The organism is Enterococcus sp. DIV1314a (assembly GCF_051713805.1).
In the GTDB taxonomy this organism is placed as follows: domain Bacteria; phylum Bacillota; class Bacilli; order Lactobacillales; family Enterococcaceae; genus Enterococcus_I; species Enterococcus_I aquimarinus.
In genome coordinates this window covers 1,375,987-1,399,217 of record NZ_JBIOQP010000001.1, presented here as the reverse complement: position 1 = coordinate 1,399,217, position 23,231 = coordinate 1,375,987, and the positions used below count along the sequence as shown (strand labels likewise).

The following is a 23,231-nucleotide window of genomic DNA, read 5'->3' as shown; positions in this document are numbered from 1 at the left end:
GTATTATTAACGGTATTTCAGGCTCCCCTTTTGGGTTCTTTGTCAAATCGTGATATTTTGCATGATCCATACAATTAAGGAGGACCTCGGTTCTTCTTTTTTTATCCATTGATTTTGAAGCTCAATGGCATAGTGAATCGCTCCCTTACGAAAAAATTTATTGGAGGGGAGAGCCGTGGGACCGCCTCGATCCTGTATCCGTAACTACAGGCTCGAAGCGGTCTCGCAGCCCCTCACACAAGGCGATTTTTCGTAGGGGAGCGCGAGATTCCATCAACACTATTTGCCGAAAGAGCCCTAAAAACCCCCTTCAGGAGAATCAACGCCTGAGGGGGGTCACTGTTATTTTGTTTCTAAATCGTGTAAGAACAAACCACTTAATAATTTTGGTTCGAACCAAGTTGATTTTGGTGGCATGATTTCGCCAGCATCTGCTACGGCAAGTAGATCGCTCATTTGAGTTGGATACATCGCAAAGGCTAAGTTCCATGCGCCACTATCGACGTGTTTGACGAGTTCTTCTGAACCACGAATGCCGCCGACAAAATCAATGCGTTTGTCACTACGGATATCCATGATGTCAAAGATTTCTTCAAAAACGTGTTTTTGTAAATAAGAAACGTCTAAGCTATCGATTAAATCAGCTGGGATTTTTTCAGTTGGAATAGTTAATTGATACCACTTTTGATCCAAATACATTTGAATTTGTCTTGGTTCACGCGCTTTATTTTCAGTTGTTTCTTCCACAATGAAATGTTGTTTAAGGATTGTCATAAAGTCTTCTGGTAACGGGACATTTAAAATCCGGTTGTACTCTAAAATTTCAAGTTCTTCGGCTGGGAATAAAATCGACAAGAAGAAATCACTCTCGGGACTATCCGTTCCATTCGCCCGTTTTTCAAGTCCTACTTTAACCGCTGATTCACTACGGTGATGTCCGTCAGCAATATATAACGCATCAACCTCTTCAAAAAGCTGACTCAATCGTTCTGTCGTTCTTTCGTCGTCGATTAACCAGACACAGTGATGAACATCATGATAGCTCTCAAAATCATACAGCGTGGCGTGATTTTTCTTCCACTCTTCAATAATCGTTTGAATTTCAGCTTCTTTGCGATACGTTAAGAAAATCGGACTCGTATTGGCATCGCATGCTTTCATATGGTTGATCCGATCAATTTCTTTTTCGTAACGCGTAAATTCGTGTTTTTTAATTTTACCAGCAATATAATCATCAATTGACGTACATGCCACAAGCCCTGTTTGGCTACGACCATTCATCGTTAATTGATATAAATAAAAATTCGGATGATTGTCTTTGACTAGCCACCCTTTTTCCAAATTCAGCGCTAAGTTTTCCGCTGCTTTTTGGTAGACTTCTTCACTGTAAGGTGACACATCTTCTGGTAAATCAATTTCAGCTTTATCGATGTGGAAATAGCTATAGGGATTGTTCTGCGCTAATTCCTTTGCTTCTTGTGAGTTGACAACGTCGTAAGGTAACTCAGCAATCTTTGCTGCATAAGCAGGCTTTGGACGTATTCCTTTAAATGCTTTGACTAACACCATTCGTTAAAGACCTCCGTATTTTTAATCGCACGCACGCGAATCATGTGCGCTTTGCCTTCTAAGTGACGTTTCACTCTTTGCATAATCGCGTCGTCTTGGACATTGACGTCGACTAAGGTATACGCAAAGTCGCCACGACCACGATTGATCATATTATCGATATTAATGCCCAGTGAGGCAATTTCGGTTGAAATTTGGCCTAAGACATTTGGCGCATTATCGTGAATAATCGTGATGCGATACGGTGATTGGAAACTCATTTCGACCGTTGGGAAGTTAACGGAACGCTTGATGACACCTGTCTCTAAGAAGCGTTTTAAGGTACGAGCGGCCATTTTTGCACAGTTGATTTCGGCTTCTTCCGTCGACGCACCTAAATGTGGTAAGACTAAAATTTTCGGATTATGAAGTAGTTTGCTATCGGCAAAATCGGTCGTAAAACCACCTAATTCATCGGCATTGATCGCTTTTAAGACAGCATCGGTATCCACAATTTCACCACGAGAGAAGTTTAAGACTCTTGCCGTCGGTTTCATCAAGGCGATTTCTTTTTCCCCGATTAACCCACGAGTCCCCTCGGTTAACGGCACATGAACGGTAATAAAATCACATGTCGTAAAAATTTCTTCAATTTGTTGCGCCCGTTTTACTCGACGTGAGATGGTCCATGCAGTATCGACAGAGACATACGGATCGTAACCCATGACTTCCATGCCTAAACGATAAGCGTCGTTGGCAATCATGGCACCAATTGCACCTAATCCGATGACCCCAAGACGTTTGCCTTCGAGTTCATTACCGGCAAATTGTTTTTTGTTCGCTTCTGCGACTTCTTCTAAATTGTCGCCTTCTAGTGATTGTACCCAGTTTGCTCCTTGTAAAATCGGACGTACACTTAATAATAAACTCGCCACGACTAATTCTTTGACGGCGTTCGCGTTTGCTCCTGGCGTATTAAAGACCACCACACCAGCTTTGGTTAACTCCTCAACTGGAATATTGTTCGTTCCAGCTCCTGCGCGTGCAACGGCTAAGACGGACTCAGGAAAATCGTAGCCATGTAATTTTTCACTTCGTAAAATAATCCCATGTGCTGCTTGATCTTGATCAATGGTGTAATTTTCATCTTCGAAACGCGCCATACCTTCTGGAGCAATTGCATTAAACGTTTTAATATGAAACATTTATTTTCCCGCCTTTTCTTCTTCAAATTTTTGCATGAGCGCCACGAGTGCTTCAACGCCTTCTTTTGGAAAGGCATTATAAAGACTCGCACGCATGCCTCCAACACTACGGTGACCTTTTAAGTTAAGCATCCCTGCTTCGAGTGCTCGTTTATTGAATTCTTTATCCCAATCGTCATTGCCCGTTACAAACGGAATATTATTAATGGAACGGTCTTCTTTGGCTACGGGACTCGTGAAGATATCTGACGCATCGATGGCATCGTAAAGTAATTGTGCTTTTTCTTGATTTTTCGCGAGAATGCCTGCGACGCCACCTTGTTCTTCTAACCATTCAAAAACAAGTTTTGCAATATAAATACCGTACGTTGCCGGTGTGTTGTACATGGATTTGTTTTCGGCATGAATTCGGTAATCGAGCATTGGGGCAAAAATGGGTTCGTCATTTAATAAATCATCGCGAATAATCACCACGGTTAACCCAGATGGCCCAATATTTTTTTGCGCGCCGGCATAAATCACACCAAAATCCGTGACTTTGTAATCATTTGATAAGATATTTGATGACATATCCGCAACAATCGGCACGTCACCAGCATCAGGAATCTCATTAAAGGCGATTCCGCCAATCGTTTCATTCGTTGTAATATGTAAGTAAGCCGCGTCTTGATCGACCATATCGCGGGTAGTTTTTGGTACGTAGTTAAAGTTTTGGTCTTTACTTGAGGCAATGACTTCAACTTCCACACCCTCAATGGCTTGCGCTGCTTCAATGGCTTTTTTCGCCCACGCGCCTGTATTAACGTAGAGCGCTTTTTTTCCTTTGGCAAGGTTTAAAGGCAACATTGAAAATTGTAAACTTGCGCCGCCTTGTAAAAATAGGACGTGGTAGTTTTCTGGAATCGCCATCAACTGACGTAAGCGTTGTTCGGCTTCATTGATGATGCTTTCATATAAGGAGGAACGATGGCTCATTTCCATTACGGACAGCTGACTTCCTTGGTAATCTAATAGTTCTTCTTGTGCTTTTTTTAGAACAGATTTTGGTAAAATGGCTGGACCTGCTGAAAAGTTATAAACGGTCATGATGTTCTCCCCTTTTAATATGATGTAACGTTGATTATAGCAAAGATACGGAGTGAATGACAACAAAATGCAATCATTTTTGAAATTAAAATGAAAATCATTCGTCTTTTTCACGGAAGTCTTTTTAAAACGGGCTTCAGCTCACTTATCATATGGATTTTCGGGGATGTTTGGAATGGCTATTATTTAGTTGGAGAGTACCCTGAATATCGTTTTGATCAACTTATAAGGCATCTCTTGTTTTGGACTAGGAATTTCTGACAGAATTTTGGGGGCGTTTTTGATAGCGCTGGGACCGTTTCGAGCCTGTTGTAGTTGCTGAAGCGATGTCGCAACCCATCCACACAAGCCGATTTTTCGTAATGTAGCGCGAGATTTCATCAACACCAATTGACGAAGAGACCAAAAAAGTTCAAGTCTACATTTTGAGACTTGAACTTTTTGCTATTATTTATCTCCCAGCTACGGCAAACATTTCATCGATTAATGCAAGGACCTGACGGACTTCGGCATTTTTGACGATTGGTTCTTTACCTTCACGAATCACTTCATAAAGATTTTCATAGAATGGCACAAAATCAGCGTGGCCTTCTGGTAATGGAATACTTTCCATCGCTTCTTCTGAAGGAGGTGCCATGGTTTTTGTCAGACCAACACCGGCTTGGATTGCTTTTGGTGCGCTGACGTTCTCAGCATTTGTGGCACGAATCATTTCACCTTGACAATCCCAATCGTCAATTTTAGCGGTTCCTTCCATTCCTTTGACATACCAACGAGGAAGTTTTGTGTAATTGCTTGTTCCAACTTCGACAATGGCACGCACACCATTTTCAAACGTAATATACGTGAAGAAACCATCATCAACTGGATCACCTAAAACGTAACTAAAGTCTACATTGAATGATTGAATCGGACTGTCAACTAACCATAGTAATTGATCGAGTAAGTGAACGCCCCAATCAAGCAGCATTCCGCCGCCATGTTCTTTTAGATGGCGCCAGTCGCCTGGAATGCCGTTCGCGCCTTGAACGCGTGATTCAATTTGGAAAATATCGCCAATTGGTTTTGCTTGATACATCTCACGAACCATGAGGAAATCAGGATCCCAACGACGGTTTTGGTGCACCATGAAGGTCTTTCCTGTCTCTTTTGCAACTGCGAGGATTTCATCTAATTCTTGGACGTTCATCGTGACTGGTTTTTCACAAACGACGTGCTTGCCTGCTCGTAAAGCGGCAATCGCTAAGTCTTTATGGGAATCATTTGGTGTCGCGATTAACACCACTTCAACTTTTTCATCCGCTAAAACAGCTTCAAAGCTTTCGTATGTTTCTAAACCCGCTTCTTTGGCCGCTTCGATACGCTCTGGAAGAACGTCATAAGCACCTGTTACGGTTAATTTATCATTTTGTGCAGGGATGATTGTATTGCCATGGTATGAACCCATGCCACCGTACCCCACAATTACTACGTTAATTTTTGTCATGTGAAAAACTCCTTCTGTCATTTACCCAAAAAATAGACTTTGACAATCGTCACAGTCTTTTTTTGGAGGGGATTTGTCTTTTGATTAAGGTTAGGCCGATTTGCTCTTACGGCAACTTCAGTAAAATAAGTCAATCGAAAAACCACGATTGCTTCATTTTCCTTCCAGTTGCTTAGAGCAAATCGGCCTTGCTAACACCTTTTATTGACGGGTTAGGCGTGGCCTGCTCTTGCGGCAACTTCAGTAAAATGAGTCAATCGAAAAACCACGATTGCTTCATTTTCCTTCCAGTTGCTTAGAGCAAATCGGCCTTGCTAACACCTTTTATGCCCACCACATGTCGCTTGGTTGGTCTTTAATCATGATGCTTTGTAAGTTTGTAACGGCGCGGGTTAATCCTTCGTCAACGGACATGATTGGATCTTCATGTTCGATACTTAAGACGTAATCGTAACCGTATAGGCGTAGAGCTGAGATGATATCTGACCATTCTTTTAAGTCATGGCCACAACCGACAGAGCGGAAAGTCCAAGCGCGTGTTTGAACGTTGCCGTATGGTTGCATGTCTGTTAAGCCGTACATATTGATATTATCTTGATCGAGATACGTGTCTTTGGCATGGAAATGGTGAATGGCATTTTCTTTGCCAAGGATTTTAATTGCCGCAACAGGATCAATTCCTTGCCACCACAAGTGACTTGGATCTAAGTTACAACCGATTGCTTTTCCTGCGCCTTCGCGTAGTTTTAACATCGTATAAGGTGTATGCGCTAAGAAACCACCATGAAGTTCGATTCCGATTTTGACACCGGCTGCTTCAGCGTCTGTGTTGATCCCTTTCCAATAAGGGATGAGTTTTTGGTCCCATTGATAATTGTAGTTGTCTTCATACTCTGTTGGCCACGGTAACACTGGCCAGTTGACTTGTGTATCTGTTGCATTGCCGCCTGCGATTCCGGAAAATCCGTTGACAACCGGAACGTTCATTAAGCTTGCCAATTTGATGGTTTTGCGTAAGAGTTCATCCGCTTCTTGAGCGACGCTTGCGATTGGTGAAATTGGATTGTTGTGACAACTTAAGGCAGAAATCTCAAGTCCTTTGTCAGCTAATTTCGCTAAATATTCTTTGCGTGCTGCGCTACTTGCTAAGAGTGATTCAATGTCTAAGTGCGCATTGCCAGGATAACCTCCTGTACCGATTTCGACTGTCTGCAAGCCTTTTTTGGCAACCGCATCAATCATTTCTTCAAAACTTAATTGGTTAAATAATGGCGTAAATACACCTAATTTCATCGATTATACATCCTCTCTTGCTTGATAATGTCCGTATGTCGGATACGTATTTTCAGTTGGTGCACACCAACGAATCGCATTTTTAATGACTTTTTGAACTTGTTCGTTGTAATAACTTGGGTAAGTCTCATGTCCTGGTTGGAAGTAAAAGACTTTTCCGTTGCCCCGACGATACGTACAGCCACTACGGAAGACCTCGCCCCCTGGGAACCATGTCACGAAAACAAGTTCGTCTGGTGCGGGGATATCAAAGTGTTCGCCATACATTTCTTCTTGTTCGAGTTCGATCATTTCGCCGACCCCTTCCACAATTGGATGGCTTGGATTGACGTTCCAAATGCGACAATGTTTGCCGTCTTCACGCCATTTTAAGTCACAACTTGTCCCCATTAATTTTTTGAAAATTTTAGAAAAATGACCGGAATGAAGCACGATTAACCCCATGCCTTCTAGAACGCGTTGGTGAACGCGGTTGACAATTTCGTCTTGAACTTCATCGTGGGCAACATGTCCCCACCAAAGTAAGACGTCGGTTTCGGCTAAGACTTCTTCAGTTAACCCGTGTTCTTCTTCATCTAAAGTTGCGGTACGAACGGTAAATTCTTCCCCGATAAAGTTCGCTAATTGACCATGAATGCCTTCTGGATACATTTTTTGAACTTCTTCGTCTGTTTTTTCGTGACGGTATTCATTCCATACAGTAACTTGAATCATCTCAACGACACTCCTCTATGATTTTATGTAGTGCTTGATAATTTGCACGCATCGCTTCCATTGGTGTCAGTGCTTGGAACGCTTCTTGTTCCACGATTAGCCAAGGAAGTTCGAATGTTTTGGCTTTTTGTACGTACTCGTGAATTGGCAAGATGCCCTTACCAATTTCGGTACTTTCTTTTGGTTCAGCTTGCATTTCTTTGATATGGAGCAGTCCTACCGCAGCTTTTTGCGTATCCAACCAAGCATCCACGTTTTGTTCGGCGTATTGTAGCCAGTAAACGTCGACTTCTAGTTTTAATCCCGGTAAAGCTGTTGCTAAGTAAGCTACCGCATCAAAGTCCGAAATACTCGTAAACTCATGGTCATGGTTATGGTAATACACCGTGAATCCTTCTGCTTGTAACGTTGGAAGGAGTGTCTTTAATGTCGCGGCAAAGTCTTCCCATCCTTTTTTATCAGGAAACGTCGCATAGGGAATGACAATGCGCGTATTGCCGATTGCTTTTTCAAAGGCAACCGTTGCGTCAAAATCGTCCACTAATTTTTCGTATGGCACATGTGAAGCAGCCACCGCTAAGTCTAATTCATTTAATAAATCACGCACTTCTGTTGCGCTAAGGCCATGATAGCCGGCGAATTCGACGCCGGCATATCCTGCCTTTTTGACTTCTCGCAACGTATTTCGAAAATCTTTTTCACAGTCTTCTTTGATACTCCAAAGTTGTAAGGCAATCTTAGGCTCCATGTTTTTCGCTCCTTTAAAAGAATACGGGTGCATTGGTTTTAGAAGATTCGTAAATCGCTTCTAAAATTTCAGTTACAACTAACGCTTGTTCTGGTTTTACGACTGGTTCTGTGTCATTAATGATGGCATCGACCCATGATTGCGCTTCTAAGACTTCTTTACTGATTCCACTACCGTCGTAGAAAGCGACGCCGCCTGTTTCTAATTCAATTTTCTTCTCATATAATAAGCCACGGTCTTCGCCATTGATGGTTAAACCGTCATTCATATCCGCGCCGCCTTTTGTTCCAAATAGCGTCGTTTTGGATTCTTTCACATCTAAGCTGTTTAATGCCCAACTTGCTTCTAAATAAATGGTTGCGCCATTTTCCATGACTACAAAACCAAAGGCAGAATCTTCCACCGTGAATTCAGCTGGATCCCAAGGTCCCCAAGCATTTGCTGCATTTTCCGTTTTCGCTAATTCATGATACGTTTTGCCAACTACGTATTTTGGTTTGTAGTTGTCCATCATCCATAATGTTAAGTCTAATGCGTGTGTACCGATATCAATTAACGGGCCGCCACCTTGCGCTTCTTCATCTAAGAATACACCCCAAGTTGGGACTGCACGACGACGAATCGCATGCGCTTTAGCTGAATAGATTTCGCCTAATTCGCCGGCAGCACAAACTTCTTGTAAGTAACGAGATTCTGTTGCAAAGCGGTTTTGGTAACCGATTGTTAATTTTTTGCCTGTGCGTTTTGCGACTTCAATCATTTCACGCGCTTCTGCAGCGGTTTTTGCCATTGGTTTTTCACACATCACGTGGTTCCCTGCTTCTAAAGCGGCAATTGAAATTTCTGCATGTGAGATATTCGGTGTACAAACATGAACGACATCTAAGTCCATCGCTGCTAACATTTCTTTATAATCGCTAAACACTTGGCTATCTGTTGTGCCGTATTGTTCTTGTGCTTCTTCTGCTCGCTCTAACACGATGTCACAAAAAGCCACCATTTCAACTTCTTTTACTTGTGCCAATGATGGCAAATGTTTACCACGGGCGATTCCGCCACATCCGATGATTCCAACTTTTAATACTGTCATGTGTTATTTCCTCCTGAAAGCCTTTTTATTTGATACTCTTATTATAAGCAAAGGCTTACAATCTTTCTTCCCACCTTTCATCCATAAAATTCCTGGATATTGCCTTTTTTCGAAGTAAAATCTGCTAATATCATATATTTTTGTAAAATTACCAGAAATGATTAATTATATTATCATTCTACCGATTATATATTTATAATAAGCGTTTTTTTAAAAGGAGGATATCAAATAATACATAGTTTTGTTAGGGACTGTGGTATTTTAACGGATGCTTATTATGTAGGATTTACTTCTAACAAAATAACCTAAAGGAGAATAAAATGAAACGAAGTAAGAAGCGGTTTTTAGCGAGTTTTTCAATCGTAATATTATTGGCACCCATGTTATTAAACAGCGTTGAAATTTTTGCAGAAGATTATGCCACAAGCACACCAACGGAAACGACTCAGACGATGGATCCTTCCTTTTCCGAGGATTTCTCTGTTGAAAGCACGGAGTCATCACTACCTTCAGAAACGTCAGAATTCTCGACCGAAGAAACGTTTTCGACAACCGATGAATCGTTTTTTCCTGAAGATTCTAGTTTTCCCGAAGATGATGTAGTAGTCGATTCTTCTACTGAAATACCTGATTTTTCTGATTCCTCACTTGAAGAGGAATCTTCGAGTGACGTGGAAAATGATACTCCTGACCATGACTGGACAGGTGGTATTGGACTGGACGATTTAGAGATTGATCAAACGATTGATGAGCGTTTCACACTAAGCCCAGCTAATATTATTAAGCATTCAACGAATCCTGACTATGTCTTACAAACAAAAGATGGGCTGTTATCATTAACGTTAGACACTGACTATTACTTTAGTAGTTATCAAGGATATGCTACAGATAATAATATGCTCAACGCTTCTGCTCACGGAGTTATCTCCTTAACAGATTCGAACTCGGGAGATTTATACTCTTTCTCAGGTTCACAAGGGGAAATTAACGTCTATGATTTTGGATATGAGACAGAACAAACTTTTTATTTTAAAGATAAAAAAGGAAAAGTCACCGAGTACAACTTAACATTAGCCATAGAAGAACTTTCAATTTCTACAGAAAAAGAAGTCAAGATGGCAAAAGAAACATCTGGAAAAGTTATTAAAACAGAGGATGGTCTCGTTAAGCTGACACTCGATTATGAATCATTCAGTTGGAACATCCAGACAACCACTAATGATTGGCAAGTCTTAAATTACGACGCGGAAAGTTATATTCTTGATAAGCGCTATGAAGAATTAAGTTATCACATTGCGATTTATTCCGAAAAACTTCAACAAGTAAAAGCTTATTCATTTAAAGTGGATCGTGTGATCGCTGAGAGTGATGTGATTGATCATGAAATTGATATCACTCTTTCAAAGAATAATCAATTTCGTTTTGCTAACGAGTTTTATCAAACTTACGACGATTTGCTGCCAGGATTATCCGTTTTAGGGCATTATCGATACTCTGATTTCTATCTCGAGATAAAGAGTGACTCTGAAGAAAATTATTATTGGAATGATGAGTTAAGATACGGTGAAACCGATGGCAATCGAGACTATGTCAGTTATCTCGAAAAAACGTGGACGGAAAATATTTTAGATGAGAATGGTGACAACGTTGATACCGTCGAAAAGAAGATGAGAATTAAATTAAATATTCAACTTGATAATACGACGGAGATTGACGAATCGTTAGAAAAACCATTTACCTTCACCTTAGAACACGAAGATTTAATTATGAATTCAAAGGAAGATCACCCTTATGAAATTAATTTATCTTATGGTGGCCCTTCCAATTTAACAGAGACCTTTTATATTGGTTATTTAAATACGAATGATTTCGATGAGGGAAAAGACGTTGTTTATAAAGATGATTATGTAGAAGTAAATAAAGATTGGGACTACGTCAATCGTTTGCATGAAGTAGAACCTGGGAATCTTATCGGATATTCGAACTACGGAACTCCTCTTCACTTCAATATTCTAAATGGACCGCAAGCTCATTCGGAGACCGTGGCCGTCCCGATTGGTCGCAAAACAAATTCGGAAACTCAAGTAGAAGTCTCCCCACTGTCAGATGAGAATTTCAGAATTTCTGGATACCGTGATGGGCTCTCTTATTACTTAAGTTTCGATTACGATTATGATGGTTTACATTACTATGAATCTGCACAAGATTGGATTTATAACACACCACTGGATTCGAAAGTGGTCGATCAAAAAATATATAAAAGAAAACATGCTACTGGTAAAATAGTAGCAATTTATACCGTGCAATTCCAATTCGACACGATTGACTATCAACTACAAGCGCCACTGGAAATCACGATTCCGAAAAAACTTGGCTTTAATCGGGTGTATCTCGAAACTCCAGATGGTGAAGCTGTTCTAGTAGGATCCAGTGATGAATACGACGAGGAGAATTTTTCTTACCATGTTTATGCGTTCCCAACAAAACAAGGTGAAAAAAATAAGACCCTTCTCTACTATAATGGCTATCACTGGCCAAATGATTCCGAAAGCGAAACAACAGAAGACAACTTTTTATATACTGAAACACAAGATGGTATCTTTAAAAAATATCCTGTTACTGTGATTCCAGAAGTAAATGGCGAAAATCCTACTATCCGGGAATACTATGAATTTGATATTAAAGCAACGTCACAAGAATTACTCCAAGTGAAGCCAAATAGCGATTATATTGAGTACGGCAAACTATTTGATCTTCCGTATTCAGACTACGAAACGACATATCCTAGGATTTATTTAGATAGAGAGAACACTTTTGAGGCACATGATAATTCTACACCAGCTAATGAACGCTTTGTTCTATTGCATCAAGGGGTTTTGCCATTCAAAAAAGTAAGCCACAATCGTTATCAAATGAAGGCTGAATATCTTCCATTTATCTATAATTTAACGATTACTGATGGTGAAGTCAGTGACATTCTGCCAATAAAACTTGAACTATCGAAAGAAAAAGTCACCATTGCAGCAGGTTCTACTGCTACGATTTCAGCGACAATTACACCAAAAGATGCCACAAATCAATCTCTTACATGGACAAGTAAGGATGAAAAAATTGCGACCGTCAAAAATGGTGTTATCAGCGGATTGAAAGAAGGAAAAACTACGATTACTGCTGAAACGGTAAACGGATTGAAGCAATCCATTGCTGTAACAGTTGAAAAAGAAGCGGAAGTTCCAATTATTAAAGAAGAAATTAAAGATGAGTCTGGTTCTGGAATTAGCGTATCAGCTCCTGAAGGGGTATTACCAAAAGGTGCAGAACTCAAAGTCGAACCGATTAAACCGACGAATGACGTCCATCAAAAATTAGATGAATTGACAGAAGGAAAATTCGTTCTCTTTGATATTAAACTGGAAAATTCGGGTCAACATGTCCAACCAAACGGAATGGTTGCTGTGCGTGTACCAATTCCAACTGGCTTTGATCCTGCCAAAATCAAAATGTATCATTTTGATGAAGTGACTGGAAAACGGACTGCCTTAAAAGGTTGGGTTGAAGGAGCTTATTATGTCTTTGAAACCGATCATTTTTCTTATTATAGTTTAGTTGAAGAAGAACCTGAGGAAGAAAAAGAAGACAATGAGGACTTACCTGACGTCAATAAACAATCCTTAGAAGCTGTGATTCTTAAGGCCGAAGCATTGAAGCAAGGAGATTACACAGCCGAGACATGGCTCTTATTTACAGAGAAACTACGTGCAGCTCAAGGAACGGCAGCGAATAAATTAGCAACTGAAGCTGAAGTAAAAATCGCTTTAGATGCACTTGCTGCGGCGATTGCGGGATTAGTGAAAGAATCGGGGGAAACGGACATCAAAGAACCTGAAGACGATACGACAGATACTGAAGGTACCGATGATTCGACAGATCGTAAGCCAGTAGTTGAGGAATCCGTTACACAGGATTCTACTGAGAACGATACTATCGTGAACGGAGCAACGAATCCATCGACTTCCGAGCAAGATTCTCCAATAGTAGAGAATGTCAAAAACGAAACAGAAAAACCAAAACCAAGTGAGCATGTTCTACCACAATTAGGAGAAGATACGACACTCACATTGACGATTACAGGAGTGTTATTAATCGTCTTGGCTAGTCTACTTTACTATAGACGACGAGATAGTTAATCCATTCAAAAACCCTAAAGCAAGTCAATCAATTTTGACGACGCTTTAGGGTTTTTAGTTATTGATATGAAAATGAAAAACTCAGCCTTGTCTTGCAAGATCGTTAATGAACGCTTAGATACAAATGAATGACACCATTTTCGTTGGGTTTAGCCGATTTTCAGGATCAAACACTGCTTTTATTTGACATAAATACCTATGGACGGTCGAATCCGTTTCCTTTCAGAAATACTCTGTTTTAATATAATGCTGGGAATCTATTGCTCAAATGAACCTTTATTCCGATACATTTCCATCTGGCGCTTGCCCGTCATGCGCTAACCATTGACACTCTGTTATTTCCATCTCTGAAAATACTGCTTTAAAGGATGAATCTTCTGGACTACATGCATAAACACCAAATTGAATTGAACGATTCCCTTTCCACATGTGGAATATGCGCATCTGACTATAATGAATGCCATCAATAGATGATTCTATACAATAATCATCCGCTCTTCGACTAAATCGATACCACATTGAATTAATCGATGCATCAATAACTGTAGTAGCCCAATCAGAATAACCATTATTTGTCACAACACTTCCTAAATGTTGAAAATCTTCATTTTCATATTCAACTGAACCTTTAAACCAATTTTCACTATCTAAATACATCACGACTCCACATTGGTCAAAACGATGATTGCTTTCAAATTCCGTTTTTACGATAAAAGAAAAATATTTTTCTTCCGTATTCATTTGCAAAACAGGCGCATTGTCATTCTGAAAGTTATAATAGGTTCTTTGCCATAAATCAGTGTGAGGTTCTGTCATCATTTCGATTTTATTCTCAGTAATAATATAGTTTTTAGGTTCTCTTAGCCATTTTAAATCGCTCACATCAAACTTCATTCTTCTTCTCCTTTTTTGAATTTAACAGTGTTCATAACGGAACACCGTGAATAAAAAACGTCCTCATGTATTTCCATGAATTATTGAAGTTAACATACAATCAACAAAGCATGGATTGACGATGAGATAACTAGAGAATAACATAAAATTATCCAAGGAACACACACTACTTATACGGAAATATCAACTGAGCTTGTCAATGAGACTCAATGGCATGGTGATAATCGGACTGTCTAATTGGTTTAATCCAACATCATTTCTCCAAATCTGCTAGTCCCAGATACCGTAGCCTAGCTCATTATTGATCACAGATTAGATAGATTGAATAACGCCTCTCATCCGAATGCTGGCTATCATCTACTTGAAATATACGAATCAAATAGAAAAAAATAAGCTATTCGAAATGGGTTCATTTAAGAATAAAGTTTAAACTTATGAAGTAAAGAAGTTTCGCTAGTTAATACTGTTTTAACTAATAGGTAACCTAAAGCAGCTCCCATTGTATTTACGACAATATCGGCAACATCCGCACCACGCCAACCACCTAAAAAGTAGTTGGTTAAAAATTGGAAAAATTCAATTCCGAGGCTAACGAAGAAACTTAAGAGAACTGCTCTAACGAAAGTAGCATTTTTTTTAAATAAGAAATAATAAACAGATAATGGGAGCAACATCAGCAGATTGGGTAAAGCAGAAAAATCAAGAACAGGATCAAAATTAATCCGACTCAACCAAGGCGTTTGATTAGCATATATCCCCGTTTGGATTTGAAAAGGAAAAAAAGTCAAATATAGAACCGAAAAACAGTAAAAGACAAAAGAGTAAATCGTGATTTTTTGATACATTGTAAATGATTTATTTCTCGTCATTCTCATGATATAGAGTCCCGTTAAAAGAAAAAACGGAATTAGAATAAAGCCGGACACAGTTAATTGCATGTTTACTACCTCTTTTCATCGTTAAGATAAAAAAGTATGCGCTATTTTTTGATCTTATCAATCAGCCTGTAGAAGTAGTTCACACTACAACCTCCCATTCTTTTACATGCAAACTACAAAAAAACACTCTTGCTAAAACCAATTTTAAGCTCCATCATTTTGTCTCAATTCATTTGTATGTTACGCTTTAAGTAACAAAAGCTGAGTCATAGATAAGGTGGTGATAGAATGAAGAAACTTTTAGTACTCTCAATTTTAGGGATGGGCTTAACTGGGGCAATCCTAATTTTCTCGGTTGCTTTATTATTCAACCCGCCAATCGGGAATGGATTGATGATGGTTACTGCTGCTTCACTAACAGCTTTCGTTCTCTTCGCTATTTCTGCTCTAGTCCTTCGCCGACAATTAAATCATTAAGAAAAATCTACTGCCAAAATTAAAATGGCCTCTCTGTCAAAGATATAAAAAAAAAGATCTTATAAAGATTGCTCCCTGGTAATAAACAGTGGGCAATCTTTTTAATTCCACTGTCCTCGTGCATTTATCTACCTATCCTTCTCTACTTGACACTCCACACGACTAAAGTCGTCGGATTCTTAGGTAGTACGCCCTAACGGACGCAAATTGACTAAGCGATCCCCGAAAGTCCTTCGGTTTTAATATTTATGCTTGCATTAATATCTCTGTCATGAATTGTTCCACAATTTGAACATACCCATTCACGAATATTTAGCTCTTTTTTGCCGTCATTATGACCACAAGAAGAACAAAGTTGTGAACTTGGGAAAAATCGGTCAACTTTAACTAAAGTACGACCTTTCCATGCACATTTATAGTCTAATTGTCGAACGAATTCACTCCAAGATACATCTGAAATTGACTTCGCTAATTTATGATTTTTAACCAACCCTTTTACATTCAAATCTTCAATACAAATGATTTGGTTCTCATCAGTAAGTCGTGAAGATAGTTTATGTAAAAAATCAGTACGTTGGTTGGCAATTTTCTCATGGATACGCGCAACTTTTACTTTTTGTTTTTGGTAGTTGCGACACTCATCTAATTTTCGATTGTGTTTTTTCGCAACTTCCAAACGCTTGGAAAGTTTTCGTTGTTCGCGTATTAACCGTTGTTCAAGAGAGCGATAGAATCGGTTATTATCGATTTTTTCTCCTGCGGATGTGATACAGAAATGAGTTAAGCCCAAATCTAATCCAATGTTATTTGCTACGGGTTCTTGTTGGAAATTCTCAGCATCAACTAAGAATGTCGCAAAATATTTCCCTGATTTAGTTTGACTGATCGTCACGTTCATTAATTTTCCTTTGAAACGCAATTCTTCTGCCATCTTGACCCAACCAACTTTAGAAACATAGAAGTATCGTCCGTTGACTTTCATGCCTACGGCAGTTCGATAGGATTTCTTTGAATATTTTTTACTCTTGAATTTAGGAAATCCGAATTTAGAGTTGAACGTATTTTTGTACGCTTTATTCAAATCCATATTTACTTGGCTTAGAGGTTGTGCTTCAACTTCTTTTAACCAAGAAAATTCTTCTTGCTTTTTCAGTCCAGCATAGGTCAGTTTGTTTTCAATATATTCAGGATTTTCTTTTTTCATCTTGTCATTCGTAATCCGTTGGTCAAGTAAAAAATTCCAGTAGAACCGAACACAACCAAAGGTTTTTTGAAATTGAATTTCCTGTCTTGAATTAGGGTAGATTCTGATTTTATGGGCTTTTTTCATTTCTGTACACCTCCTTAACGTAAACTCAATATCTTGTCCTTTGATTTTCTACATATCGTTTAATTGTTTCACTAGAAACATTCCCTGCTGTTGAAACAAAGTAAGATCGTGTCCAAACACTTGGCATTTTACTTAAATGTTCAAATGATTGTCGTAATTCTCTAGATGTTCTTCCCTTAATCACCTTCATGATATCCGCTGGTGAATAGGTAGGTTGAACATTTACAAAAAGATGACAATGATCTTTATCTGTCTCTATAGCCATGATTTCCCATTCATTTTCTTTACAGATTGAATGAACAAGAGATTTAAAACGAGCGTCTACTTCGGAATTGACAAATAGTTTCCGACGATATCTAGGACAAAAAACAAAATGATAGTTGAGTAACGATACAGTTGTCTTAGAATGTCTATATTCGTTATCCATGAGTTTATTATACATCAAAAAGTGTATTAATTAAAAATTATTATACACAAATAGTAACATTTTTTTGACTTTATCGTGTGGAGTTTGTTCACACAGGTTCGCGACTTCCCATGCAGTTCTCTGATGAACTTCTTACACTTCCATGCAGGCACAGACTATATCTTATCCTTCAACTTTACTTGTTAAGGCGAAACCACTTCCACATACTTGTGTGGACTTCCCTCAAGAGGAATAGTCGTTGAACCTTCCTATTTCTAGGCTTGGCTGCTGATGTTCGATTATGTGAACACTTAGGATTTAAGCTTATGCCATCTAACGAATTTTTTCTGTTTTCACCACGTTCACGCTTGGGTTTGATATCCCTACGTTGTCGTTTCGTTAGCTTTACGAGTTCCCAGCAATTCAGTTTCTTCATTGGACAATACAAGTGTTTGTATTGCCTCTAAATGCAAGTTTCTCTACATTCTTACAGTACGTCTACGGGCTATCATCCCACCATTAAAATAGTGGGTTTTCTCGCCCGCAAATTCTATAAGTATAAAAAAGAGACCCTTATAAAGGATCCTTTTTTAGTATCTATTCTATAGGGTCTATTTAAAAGTAAGTGAGTGTTTTTATTTTTTTAAAAGAGAAATATGAAATTAGTTCAGGTACAATCATATTTTATCATTTAGTTTTAAGTTAAATAACGAATCATCCTATACCAACAACGTCTCCACTGCGTGTAAATAGTAATTCACCGCATAATATAACGCCTGGTCATCAACTGAAAAGGCTGGATGATGCAATGGGGTTTGTGTCCCTGTCCCAATCCAAGCAAAATATGTCGGTACGTGTTCTTGGTAGTAGGCAAAATCCTCTCCACCTAAACTCGGCGACAGTGTCAAGACTTCTCTTGCAACTTTTGTAAGCGATGGTGTTAATGTTTGTTGCAAGGTTACATTGTTTTCCACAGAACCTGGACCAATGATCCATTCCACGTTTGCCGTTTGCAGGTAGCTATCTGCCGTATTATGCACAATGCGTTCAAGTAATAGATGCACTTGTTGACGAATCTGAGCGTTAAACGTGCGAATCGTCCCTTCAAAAACGAATTGATCCGGAATCACATTCCACGTCTGTCCAGCTTTCACGTGGGTCACGGAAAGAATCGCCTCTTCGCTAGCTGGGATGTGACGACTAATGATTGCTTGAAGATTCGTAATCATTTGCGCACCCGTCACGATTGGATCGCTCCCTTGCTCAGGATGTGCAGCATGCGTCCCCGTGCCATGAACGGTTACGAAAAAACGATCGACGCTCGCTGTTTGCTTTGCCTCTCCATGGCCGATTGTTCCCAGTGGTAATGTTGGGGAGTTATGGAATCCAACTAAGGCATCCCAATCATCGAACGCTACCGTTTCAATGACGGCTTTCGCGCCTTGAAAATTTTCTTCTGCGGGTTGAAAAATCAAGCGAATCGTTCCTGGTAGTTCTTGTTCTCTTTCTTTCAATAACTTCGCTGCACCTAACAGTGACGCCGTGTGAAAATCATGTCCACAAGCGTGCATGACATCTTTATGTTGTGATTGATACGCGACTTGCGTTTCTTCTTGAACAGGCAAGGCATCAATGTCGGCACGCAATCCTATAATCGGTCCGCTATTTAACCCAATTTCGGCAACTAAACCTGTTTCTAACTGCGTATCTAAGATTCGAATTCCTTGCGTCTCTAGATAATTCTTAATGAATTGCGTTGTCAAATACTCTTTTCCGGATAATTCAGGGATTTGATGAAGCTTTTGTCGGGTTATCGTCAGTTCTTGAAAAAAATGATCTTCTTTAAACATCTAATCACTCCTTATTTTTTCAAATCTTCGGGTATAAACCAATAATTATTTTTATTTTCTTTTTCGAGATAGGTGGCAAATTCATCTGATTGATAGGCAGCGATAATCGCTTTTGCCCAATCGGTTTCCACATTTTTCTCATGTACGGTCACGACTAATTCATAATTTTCTAAAATATCTTCACTTAATAAACTATCTTCAGCTGGAATATCCGCACTATAAACGATACTACCTGGAATAACCGCATAATCAACATCCGATAAACTACGAGGAATTTGCGCGGATTCTAGTTCATTTATCGTTAAGTTCCATTTATTCTCAATAATATCGCTTGGGGTAGCCTCAATTAACGCTACATCAGTATCTAACGTAATCCAATCTGCTTTTTGTAAAATCAATAATGCGCGCGCCATATTTGATGGGTCTTGTGGAATCGCAATCACATCCCCTTCTTCTACTTCTTCTAGGCTTGCCTTGCGTCCCCCGAAAATCCCTGCCGGTACCGTTGGAATCGAAATCAAGCCCGCCAAATGTCCGTCGCTATTTTCATTAAAGTTATTTAAATACGCGGTATGTTGATCCACATTAAAGTCAATATCTCCATCATTTAACGCGACATCTGCTTGTAACAGCGCATCAAATGCCACTTGATCCACGATATAGCCGTCATTTTCAAGGATTGGTTTGACTGCTGTTAAAAACAATTCGCTATACGGTCCAGGAGAAGTCCCGATGGTGATTGTTTCTTTTACCTCAGCCTCCGTACTGCTAAGACTCTCTCCCTCTTGCTTTTCACTTGCACATGCCGTTACCAATAATCCCAATGTGATGAACCCAACAATACGACCTAGTACTTTCTTTTTATTCATTTTCTCTTGCCCCCTCTATATTTTTGCCTATCCTTTTATTTTCTTTACTCAATAGACTCCTTTCAATATTAATAAAAAAAAACGCCCCTTTGTCGTATTCAAACGACAAAGGGACGGAAATAACCGTGTGACCACCCTAATTCGTACTATCCTCACAAATAGCACCTCAACAGTTCTAACAAACTGGGCAAGCTAACGGTTGCAACCGTCCGTAAAGCGTGAACCTTACGAAAAACTCAGAGCTCATCTTCACTCTCAAACTTGTGCCTCTTTTTCACCAAACGGAGGTCTCTGTCCACAAATCTCTCAAGTTACTCTTCTCTTCAATGTTTATTATTAAAATTAAATTAAATTATAGCGAACGTTTTTCTAATAGTCAAGCGATATCGAAAAAAAGGCGTCATTCGGATTATTTGAAAGTCATTTACTTTTTCTAGTGATTCGGTCTATTACTCACACGACAACCTCAATATCACGACCGAAACAAGCAAACAGTATCGATCAAATTTCAACAAAAAAACACGATTAAGAAAGATGCTCTCTCTTAATCGTGTGATTTTGATTCAATTAATCTTGTCTTGCAAGATCCGTAATATATGCAAAGAATGCCTCGCGATCAACGTCGTGGACTAGATTAACCGGTCGACCGGTTTCGTCTGGATACGTTTGGCCTTGGCTGACGCCGTGCGCGTGAACTTTAGAATGTACGACTTCTTTTTGAATCAGGGATTCCTCGCCAAAAGCAACGGCAGTTAAAACGTCCCATAAGAAGTACGTCGAATTGGTTTGGAAATGAACGAGTGGTGGAACGATTGCATAGGCTTGACCTAAGAAATCGATGCCTTCATCTTTTCTTTTTGACGCCCACATTTGACGAATATCATTGGTTAAGGGCACTTTATTGGTGCTCTCAAGTGCGACTAAATCAATTTCAAGCGTTGATTCCCAGACACGTCCCACCGCTTCTGGATCCCAAAAGGCATTCCACTCAGCTGTTCCGTCATGTTCAGGTTCTTCAACGTTGCCTTTTTCAAGGAACGTGCCACCCATCCAATAGAGTTTATTGATTTTTTCTTCGATCGTTGGATCCACGTCTAATGCCCGTGCTAAATCGGTTAATGGACCGACAAAGACTAAATCAATTTTTTCGGTTTGTGCTTTTAATGTTTCAACTAAGTGGAGATGGGCCGGTAAATATGACACAACCGTCTCCACTTTGCCACTTTCATTTAAAATTGGTAATGCATCGACTGTGAAGGCATGCATGCGCCAATCTTTGGGAAAGGGATTTTGGGGTCTAGAATTTGAAGCGGCAACCGTGATTTTTTGACCGTGTCCAAATTTATCAATAATTTTTTGACTTGCTAAAACAGCAGGCTCTAAATAACAATCGGCTGGAATCACGCCAACACCGACGATTTCGACTTCTTTCATTTGGAGCATTAAAAATAATGTGACTAAGTCATCGACTCCGCCATCGTGATTTAAGTAAACTTTACGCATGGATATTCTCCTTACTTCACTGTATTTTCGACGATGATTTCACCATCAATAATTGCTTGACGCGCTGTTTCAACGGCTGCTTGGACTTCTTCTGAAAGCTGACCTTTGGTAATTCCCACACCATTCGCTTCTAAACCATAGACAATGTGCTCGCCACCTGGGAACGTTCCTTCATTCGCTTTATTCGCTAAGTCTTTGACTGTTTGACCAACTTGTTTCAAAGTAGACGTTAAGGTGAAGTTTTCTTCTTTGCCGTCTTTTTTGTAATAGCCATCTTCCGTTTGATCACGGTCAACGCCAATTACCCAAACTTTTTTGTCTTGTGATTCATTGATTGATTTTGCTTCTTGGAACAAGCCATTTCCTGTTGCACCCGCTGCTGCATAGATGATATCGATACCTGATGCATACATTGCTTGCGCGATGGCCCGTCCTTTATCTGGGGCATCAAAAGCGCCCGCATATTGAGAAACAACGGTAATTTCTTTGTTTAATGCTTTCGCACCATCCGCGACTCCTTGACGAAATCCTGCGTCAAATTCTTCTACGACAGCTACTTGCACGCCGCCTAAGAAGCCGATTTGATTCGTTGTTGTCGTGTATGCTGCAGAGAGTCCAGCTAGATAAGCTGCTTCATTTGATTGGAAAGTCGCGGATACCACATTATCGATATTCTCAATAACTTCATCGACCATGACAAAATGGATATCTGGATTGGCTTTAGCTTGTTCTTCAACTGCTGAGACAAGTTTGTACCCAATACCAAAAATTGTTTCAAAACCTGCATTTAACGCTTGATCAATGTTCGGAATATAATCCGATTCATTCGAAGATTGGAAATATTGATAGCCGGCATTGCCTTGTTCAAGCGCGTGCTCTGCCCCCCACTCAACCATTCCTTCCCAAGCCGATTGATTGAATGAACGATCATCGACACCGTTCGTATCGGTAATTAAGGCTGCCGTTTTAACAGCGCTGTTGCCTTCTGATTGGGTGTTTGATTCAGTTGATGCGCCGGCACTACCACACGCGGCTAATAACAGCGTACTTGTTGTGAATAACAAACTCATTTTGCTAAATTTCATGAATGATTTTCCTCCTAGAATCGTTAATTGTCTTTAATTCAGAACTAAAAACAAATTATTTTTCTTTTTTATCATTTAAATTCACTGAAAACCGTACAATAAAAATGACTACTTGATGAATTATACTGGTTCACAAACATTTGTAAAGTTATTTCAGCTATTTATTATTTTTTTCATGAAATTTTCATCTAAAAATAAGATAAAACCGAACATTAATCCGTTGAAAGGGTTTTATTTTCGTTTTATCTGCGATTAAGTCAAAAAAGAACAGTGTGGATTACACACTGTTCTTACTTGTTATTCGTGGTTGTATAACTTTTAGTGTTAATGACTGATTTCAGTATCTTTCTTCAACACTTTATTTAGGATAGTTTATTTTTAGCGATGATGGGCTCATCACTAAACTATTTTCTTTTATCATTTCTTTCAATTTTTACAAATTATGCACCAAAATGAGATTAGGCACTAGCGAACCGGAGAAAAACGCCTTGTATCGGCTGCGTCAAACAACCACTCCTTTGATAAACCGCTTTCATTTTCATTTTTTTAAATCATTCTTCTAACGAGCAGTTCCCACCAGTA

18 protein-coding genes and 1 other annotated feature are annotated in these 23,231 nt (G+C 39.4%); of the genes, 2 read left to right on the top strand and 16 right to left on the bottom strand.

Annotated features, from left to right (window positions below):
- Positions 1-342 precede the first annotated feature (342 nt).
- From IGI68_RS06625 to IGI68_RS06590, 8 genes are all read right to left on the bottom strand, one after another.
- The gene (locus tag IGI68_RS06625) at positions 343-1,569 is read right to left on the bottom strand and encodes a DUF1015 domain-containing protein (RefSeq protein WP_438731589.1); all 1,227 of its coding nucleotides are present in this window, start codon (positions 1,567-1,569) and stop codon (positions 343-345) included.
- A complete protein-coding gene (locus IGI68_RS06620; protein WP_438731586.1) occupies positions 1,560-2,753 on the bottom strand; it encodes a 3-phosphoglycerate dehydrogenase family protein in 1,194 nt (397 codons plus the stop codon). Before IGI68_RS06620 ends, IGI68_RS06625 begins: the two co-directional genes overlap by 10 nt.
- Complete coding sequence (serC, locus tag IGI68_RS06615; protein WP_438731583.1) at positions 2,754-3,839, bottom strand: 3-phosphoserine/phosphohydroxythreonine transaminase; 1,086 nt, start codon at positions 3,837-3,839, stop codon at positions 2,754-2,756.
- Positions 3,840-4,290: 451 nt separating this feature from the next.
- Positions 4,291-5,325, bottom strand: a complete 1,035-nt coding sequence (locus IGI68_RS06610; protein WP_273231810.1) for a Gfo/Idh/MocA family oxidoreductase — start codon at positions 5,323-5,325, stop codon at positions 4,291-4,293.
- Positions 5,326-5,649: 324 nt separating this feature from the next.
- The gene (locus IGI68_RS06605; protein ID WP_438731579.1) at positions 5,650-6,618 is read right to left on the bottom strand and encodes a sugar phosphate isomerase/epimerase family protein; all 969 of its coding nucleotides are present in this window, start codon (positions 6,616-6,618) and stop codon (positions 5,650-5,652) included.
- A gap of 3 nt (positions 6,619-6,621) precedes the next feature.
- Positions 6,622-7,332 (bottom strand): ThuA domain-containing protein, encoded by a 711-nt coding sequence (locus tag IGI68_RS06600; protein WP_071874858.1) that lies wholly within the window; start codon positions 7,330-7,332, stop codon positions 6,622-6,624.
- A gap of 1 nt (position 7,333) precedes the next feature.
- A complete protein-coding gene (locus tag IGI68_RS06595; RefSeq protein ID WP_438731575.1) occupies positions 7,334-8,080 on the bottom strand; it encodes a sugar phosphate isomerase/epimerase family protein in 747 nt (248 codons plus the stop codon).
- Positions 8,081-8,093: 13 nt separating this feature from the next.
- Positions 8,094-9,170 carry a Gfo/Idh/MocA family protein gene (locus IGI68_RS06590; protein WP_438731572.1) on the bottom strand — a complete coding sequence of 359 codons (1,077 nt, stop codon included), beginning with the start codon at positions 9,168-9,170 and terminating at the stop codon, positions 8,094-8,096.
- A 320-nt stretch (positions 9,171-9,490) separates the two neighbouring features.
- On the opposite strand from IGI68_RS06590, the gene IGI68_RS06585 reads away from it, so the two are divergent.
- The gene (locus IGI68_RS06585) at positions 9,491-13,357 is read left to right on the top strand and encodes an Ig-like domain-containing protein (RefSeq protein ID WP_438731569.1); all 3,867 of its coding nucleotides are present in this window, start codon (positions 9,491-9,493) and stop codon (positions 13,355-13,357) included.
- 276 nt (positions 13,358-13,633) lie between these two features.
- On the opposite strand, the gene IGI68_RS06580 is transcribed toward IGI68_RS06585, so the two are convergent.
- Both IGI68_RS06580 and IGI68_RS06575 read right to left on the bottom strand, forming a co-directional pair.
- The gene (locus tag IGI68_RS06580) at positions 13,634-14,251 is read right to left on the bottom strand and encodes a DUF1349 domain-containing protein (protein WP_438731566.1); all 618 of its coding nucleotides are present in this window, start codon (positions 14,249-14,251) and stop codon (positions 13,634-13,636) included.
- Between the two features lie 413 nt (positions 14,252-14,664).
- Positions 14,665-15,189: a VanZ family protein gene (locus IGI68_RS06575; protein ID WP_438731563.1), complete on the bottom strand. Its 525-nt coding sequence runs from the start codon at positions 15,187-15,189 to the stop codon at positions 14,665-14,667.
- Positions 15,190-15,417: 228 nt separating this feature from the next.
- Here IGI68_RS06575 and IGI68_RS06570 point away from each other — a divergent pair, with 228 nt between their 5' ends.
- Complete coding sequence (locus IGI68_RS06570) at positions 15,418-15,606, top strand: hypothetical protein (RefSeq protein WP_438731560.1); 189 nt, start codon at positions 15,418-15,420, stop codon at positions 15,604-15,606.
- A gap of 211 nt (positions 15,607-15,817) precedes the next feature.
- Here IGI68_RS06570 and tnpB read toward each other — a convergent pair whose 3' ends face one another.
- The 6 genes from tnpB to IGI68_RS06540 form a co-directional block, all read right to left on the bottom strand.
- Positions 15,818-16,936, bottom strand: a complete 1,119-nt coding sequence (gene tnpB / locus IGI68_RS06565; RefSeq protein ID WP_438730138.1) for an IS200/IS605 family element RNA-guided endonuclease TnpB — start codon at positions 16,934-16,936, stop codon at positions 15,818-15,820.
- Positions 16,937-16,961: 25 nt separating this feature from the next.
- On the bottom strand, positions 16,962-17,363 hold the full coding sequence (tnpA, locus tag IGI68_RS06560; protein WP_438731557.1) for an IS200/IS605 family transposase: 402 nt from the start codon (positions 17,361-17,363) through the stop codon (positions 16,962-16,964).
- 698 nt (positions 17,364-18,061) lie between these two features.
- Positions 18,062-19,192 carry an amidohydrolase gene (locus IGI68_RS06555; protein ID WP_438731554.1) on the bottom strand — a complete coding sequence of 377 codons (1,131 nt, stop codon included), beginning with the start codon at positions 19,190-19,192 and terminating at the stop codon, positions 18,062-18,064.
- Between the two features lie 11 nt (positions 19,193-19,203).
- Positions 19,204-20,061, bottom strand: a complete 858-nt coding sequence (locus IGI68_RS06550; protein WP_438731551.1) for a MetQ/NlpA family ABC transporter substrate-binding protein — start codon at positions 20,059-20,061, stop codon at positions 19,204-19,206.
- Between the two features lie 106 nt (positions 20,062-20,167).
- Positions 20,168-20,397 (bottom strand) — a binding site (T-box leader).
- A gap of 231 nt (positions 20,398-20,628) precedes the next feature.
- Complete coding sequence (locus IGI68_RS06545; protein WP_438731548.1) at positions 20,629-21,564, bottom strand: nucleoside hydrolase; 936 nt, start codon at positions 21,562-21,564, stop codon at positions 20,629-20,631.
- Positions 21,565-21,575: 11 nt separating this feature from the next.
- Positions 21,576-22,649 (bottom strand): BMP family lipoprotein, encoded by a 1,074-nt coding sequence (locus tag IGI68_RS06540; protein WP_438731545.1) that lies wholly within the window; start codon positions 22,647-22,649, stop codon positions 21,576-21,578.
- Positions 22,650-23,231 lie beyond the last annotated feature (582 nt).

Coding starts and splice junctions, on each gene's coding strand:
- IGI68_RS06625 (WP_438731589.1), bottom strand. CDS start 1,569: ATGGTGTTAGTCAAAGCATTTAAAGGAATACGTCCAAAGCCTGCTTAT.
- tnpA (WP_438731557.1), bottom strand. CDS start 17,363: ATGGATAACGAATATAGACATTCTAAGACAACTGTATCGTTACTCAAC.
- IGI68_RS06595 (WP_438731575.1), bottom strand. CDS start 8,080: ATGGAGCCTAAGATTGCCTTACAACTTTGGAGTATCAAAGAAGACTGT.
- IGI68_RS06545 (WP_438731548.1), bottom strand. CDS start 21,564: ATGCGTAAAGTTTACTTAAATCACGATGGCGGAGTCGATGACTTAGTC.
- tnpB (WP_438730138.1), bottom strand. CDS start 16,936: ATGAAAAAAGCCCATAAAATCAGAATCTACCCTAATTCAAGACAGGAA.
- IGI68_RS06620 (WP_438731586.1), bottom strand. CDS start 2,753: ATGTTTCATATTAAAACGTTTAATGCAATTGCTCCAGAAGGTATGGCG.
- IGI68_RS06585 (WP_438731569.1), top strand. CDS start 9,491: ATGAAACGAAGTAAGAAGCGGTTTTTAGCGAGTTTTTCAATCGTAATA.
- IGI68_RS06550 (WP_438731551.1), bottom strand. CDS start 20,061: ATGAATAAAAAGAAAGTACTAGGTCGTATTGTTGGGTTCATCACATTG.
- IGI68_RS06540 (WP_438731545.1), bottom strand. CDS start 22,649: ATGAAATTTAGCAAAATGAGTTTGTTATTCACAACAAGTACGCTGTTA.
- IGI68_RS06570 (WP_438731560.1), top strand. CDS start 15,418: ATGAAGAAACTTTTAGTACTCTCAATTTTAGGGATGGGCTTAACTGGG.
- IGI68_RS06555 (WP_438731554.1), bottom strand. CDS start 19,192: ATGTTTAAAGAAGATCATTTTTTTCAAGAACTGACGATAACCCGACAA.
- IGI68_RS06590 (WP_438731572.1), bottom strand. CDS start 9,170: ATGACAGTATTAAAAGTTGGAATCATCGGATGTGGCGGAATCGCCCGT.
- IGI68_RS06610 (WP_273231810.1), bottom strand. CDS start 5,325: ATGACAAAAATTAACGTAGTAATTGTGGGGTACGGTGGCATGGGTTCA.
- IGI68_RS06580 (WP_438731566.1), bottom strand. CDS start 14,251: ATGAAGTTTGATGTGAGCGATTTAAAATGGCTAAGAGAACCTAAAAAC.
- serC (WP_438731583.1), bottom strand. CDS start 3,839: ATGACCGTTTATAACTTTTCAGCAGGTCCAGCCATTTTACCAAAATCT.
- IGI68_RS06575 (WP_438731563.1), bottom strand. CDS start 15,189: ATGCAATTAACTGTGTCCGGCTTTATTCTAATTCCGTTTTTTCTTTTA.
- IGI68_RS06600 (WP_071874858.1), bottom strand. CDS start 7,332: ATGATTCAAGTTACTGTATGGAATGAATACCGTCACGAAAAAACAGAC.
- IGI68_RS06605 (WP_438731579.1), bottom strand. CDS start 6,618: ATGAAATTAGGTGTATTTACGCCATTATTTAACCAATTAAGTTTTGAA.